The 3,805-nt window shown below is 62.7% G+C and carries 5 protein-coding genes; all 5 read left to right on the top strand.

Features of this window, described 5'->3' with window-relative positions; genetic code table 11:
* Positions 1 to 222: 222 nt before the first annotated feature.
* The 5 genes from ACFW16_RS35840 (at position 223) to ACFW16_RS35820 (ending at position 3,636) form a co-directional block, all read left to right on the top strand.
* Entirely contained in the window at positions 223 to 600 is a 378-nt protein-coding gene (locus ACFW16_RS35840) for a single-stranded DNA-binding protein (RefSeq protein ID WP_380313883.1), read from the top strand.
* A gap of 114 nt (positions 601 to 714) precedes the next feature.
* Entirely contained in the window at positions 715 to 1,614 is a 900-nt protein-coding gene (locus ACFW16_RS35835) for an ArdC family protein (RefSeq protein ID WP_380313882.1), read from the top strand.
* 91 nt (positions 1,615 to 1,705) lie between these two features.
* Positions 1,706 to 1,870, top strand: a complete 165-nt coding sequence (locus ACFW16_RS35830; RefSeq protein ID WP_380313881.1) for a hypothetical protein — start codon at positions 1,706 to 1,708, stop codon at positions 1,868 to 1,870.
* The gene (locus tag ACFW16_RS35825; protein ID WP_380313880.1) at positions 1,871 to 2,644 is read left to right on the top strand and encodes a ParA family protein; all 774 of its coding nucleotides are present in this window, start codon (positions 1,871 to 1,873) and stop codon (positions 2,642 to 2,644) included.
* Entirely contained in the window at positions 2,641 to 3,636 is a 996-nt protein-coding gene (locus ACFW16_RS35820) for a ParB/RepB/Spo0J family partition protein (RefSeq protein WP_380313879.1), read from the top strand. Before ACFW16_RS35825 ends, ACFW16_RS35820 begins: the two co-directional genes overlap by 4 nt.
* Positions 3,637 to 3,805 lie beyond the last annotated feature (169 nt).

Genomic DNA, 3,805 nt, shown 5'->3' with positions numbered 1-3,805 from the left:
CGCGCCCCGGCGGTCCTGGGGGTGTCGGGACGAGGGGCGTCTCCCCTCGTCCCGCGCTATCGCGCGGCATGTTCGCCTTCGTCGAACAAGGGGCAATGCCATGTATAGAAGAGAGATGAAAGCAGATTATTTTTGTCCTTGCATGTCTTTATGTCTTTACATAAAGCGAGATCCGAAATATATTTATTCTGTTAGATCGACGAAGCCGAAGGAGTTACTGAGATGAACAAGTTTATCGTTTCTGGTCATCTTGGAGATGATGTCGAGATCTTCACGTTTCAGGATGGTCGGCGAAAAGCTTCTCTTAGCCTTGCCTCAAATGAAGGCTACAAGGATCGCGAGACCGGCGCTTGGGTCGACCGGACTGCATGGCACAAGGTGATTACCTATCAGAAGGGCCTGATTTCCATGCTGGAGAAGCACGGGACGAAAGGCCGTCTGGCCCAGGTGGTCGGGACTATGACCTACCGGAAGTATCGCATCGAAGGAGAGGGGAGCGACCGGGTTGCGCCCGAGGTGCTGGTCGACGAACGGGGAGAGATCGAGTTCCCGACGCCGCCGAAGCGTGATGGGGATGAGAGCGGCGCCTACGATCGGTGATCCTATGAGCAGCGGCCGGCGAGAGTGTCGGCCGCGCCCTTCTACAGCCGAAGTGTGTCCACAAAAGCTTTACATAAAGATGTAAAGCTGTGATCGTGATAGGAAGGACGAATCATGACTGACCGCGCTGATATCTACCAGGACGTGACGGACCGCATCGTTGCGGCGCTGAACGAGGGTGTTCGGCCGTGGGACAAGCCCTGGACCAGCAAGGGGACGACCCGGCCGCTACGGCACAATGGCGTCCCTTATCGCGGGATCAACGTCCTGATTCTGTGGATGACTGCGACCGCGGCCGGGTATCTCTCGCCGTTCTGGATGACGTTCAAACAGGCGGCCGAGCTCGGCGGCCATGTCCGGAAGGGTGCGAAGGCAACCCGCGTCGTCTACGCCGGCACGCGGGAGATCGAGGAGGAGGGGGACGACGGCGGATCCGTCAGCCAGTCGATCCGCTTCATGAAGACGTTCTATGTCTTCAGCGCCGACCAGATCGAAGGCCTCCCTTCGGCGTACTATGTGCCCGAGGAGGAGTTGCCGCCGGCGCCGGCGAGGATCGAGGCCGCCGAGCGTTTCCTTGCCAACGTGCCCGCGACCGTCGAGCACGGCGGCAACCAGGCCTTCTATCGGATCACCACCGACGAAATCCGCTTGCCCGAGTTCGAGGCCTTCAGGGATGCTGAGCAGTACTACTCAACGCGGGCCCATGAGACCGTCCATTGGACGCGGCACCCGTCGCGGCTGGATCGGGACTTCGGCCGCCAGCAGTGGGGCGACGAGGGTTACGCCCAGGAGGAGCTTGTGGCCGAGCTCGGCGCTGCGTTTCTCGGCGCGGACCTAGGCTTTCGGCCGGATCACATCATCGACCATGCGGCCTACATCGCGAGTTGGCTGCAGGCCCTGAAAAACGACAAGCGGTTCATCTTCAAGGCCGCGGCCGCTGCGCAACGCGCCGTCGATCTCATTCACAGCTTCCAGCCAGACAGGCAGGAAGGCACGGAGGAGGCGGCCGCATAGGCCGCCGATCCGTGCCGTAACAGGCACAACAACAGAGAGCACCATGACGCGAAGGAAGGCAGTTCCAAAGGTCCTCGACCGAGCCGAGAAGATGATCAACATCAAGGCGCCCGCCTACGTCAAAGAGCAGATCGACGATTGGGCTCGAGACGATCCGAGCCAGACGGTCCGCGGCCTCATCCTTCGCGCACTCAAAACCTATGGTCTCCACATCGAAGACGACGATCTGAAGGATCGGCGGCGAAAGGACGACTAGATGAAGACGATCGTCATCAACAACCAGAAGGGGGGTGTCGGCAAGACCATGCTGGCGGCTCACCTCGCCTGGTTCCTGGCCGAGGATGATCCGACTAGCCGGATATTGGTGATCGATTTCGACCCCCAAGGGAATGTCAGCCACACGCTTTCCGAGCACGGCAACGGCGCGAAGGCCTCGCAGCTGCTTTTCGGTCCCGACCTAGCCTTGGAGAGCAGGCCTGGCATCACGCTTCTCGCAGCCGACCCGGCCTTGTTCGCGGCCGAGCAGCAAGCCGAAGCTGCGATGGTGTCGATCGAGGGGCGATTCCCGGAGCTGAAGGCGCACTTCGATTTTGTCGTCATAGACACGCCGCCGACGTGGGGCGTCCGGAACATGGCTGCGATGATGGTGGCCGATGCTCTGGTGTCGCCGATCGAGCTTGAGGAGTACGCGCTCCTCGGCGTCCGCGCACTGCTGAACCAGCGGCGCCACGTCGAGAGCAAGGCCCGGAACGGCCGCGCGCTTCACTTCCTCGGCCTCCTACCATCGCGCTTCCAGAGCAATTCACCGAAGCAGCGGCAACATCTTCAGGATCTCATCAAGGGGGTCGGCTCGAACATGATGTTCCCGGGGGTGATTACCCAGCGGCAGGGATACAGCGAGGCCCTTTCGGAGAAGGTGCCGGTCTGGAAGATCAAGAAGACCGCGGCCCAGGAGGCCGGGCGGGAGATCCGGCCCATCCTCTCCGTCATCAAGGAGCGTACCCTTGCCCTCTCGGAGGCCGCCGCATGAGTAAGTTCGCCAGTCTTGTCAGCGATATCGCCACCGCGGCCGAAACGCCCATTGAGTCCGGAAAGCCACTTCGGATCCCCATCGACAAGATCGCACCGGACCCCGACCAGCCTCGGAAGTCGTTCGACGACCTCGACCAGCTCGCAGCATCCTTCAAGGCGGTTGGCGTGATGCAGCCGATCCGAGTGAGGCCGGCGAACGGGGAGGGGGTTCACATCATCGTCGCCGGCGAGCGGCGTTGGCGCGCCGCCAGTATGGCCGGCCTGACCGAGATCGATGCGTTTCTTGATACCGACGACGATGCAGCCGCGCGGACCCGTCAGAAGCAGGTTGTCGAGAACGAGCAGCGCCAAGCCCTCAACCCGGAGGAAATGGCGAGTTTCATTGGGGAGCAGTTGGGCGGCGGCCTGAAGCTCACCGACATCGCTAAAGCGACCGGCATCCCCAAGGCGAAGTTGAGCCAATACGCCGCGATTCTGCAGATGCCGCCTTTCCTGCGGGAGCTCGCGCCGGATGTCGCGCTGCGGGCCCTGTACGACCTGTTCCAGGTTTGGAAGAGCCGCCCCGAACTCGTCGAGGCCTATGTCAGCGACCGCGGACCGGACGCGATCACCTATCGCAGCGTCCAGATCCTGGTCGACAGCCTCAAGAAGGGTGGCCAAGCCGAGCCGCCGGCGGCGGCACCGCAAGAGCCGGCAGCTGAGCCCCGAACGCCGGCCTCGTTGCCGGCAGCCGGCGCGAGTGGTCCCAGCCCAGGCGGAGATAGTGACACTGATGCTGGCGGGGACGGGGAGGGGGGTGACGGGGGCGAACCCTCTGGGCCGGTCCAGATGGTGGCAACGGATGGGATCCGGAAGCGCGTGGAAGCTGTCTTCGCCGCGCTCGGCTTCTTCGACCCGCGGCAGACGGAGATGGACAGGGCCAAGGCGCTCAAGGCCCTTCAGAAGGCCCAATCAGCGATCAACAAGGCGATTTCCGACCTCGGCGGCTGAAGCCGGCTTGCTCTGCTGCGATAAAGGCGCTTCCTGTCGGAGCGCCTTTTTTCTTGTCCGCGCTCAGAAATCCACTGCCCCTTGTTCGACGAAGGCGAACATGCCGCGCGATAGCGCGGGACGAGGGGAGACGCCCCTCGTCCCGACACCCCCAGGACCGCCGGGGCGC

Origin of the sequence: Inquilinus sp. NPDC058860 (assembly GCF_042743185.1) — a bacterium.
Classification (GTDB): Bacteria; Pseudomonadota; Alphaproteobacteria; order DSM-16000; family Inquilinaceae; genus Inquilinus.
The sequence above is the reverse complement of the archived record's forward strand: the minus strand, read 5'-3'. Positions and strand labels throughout refer to the sequence as shown.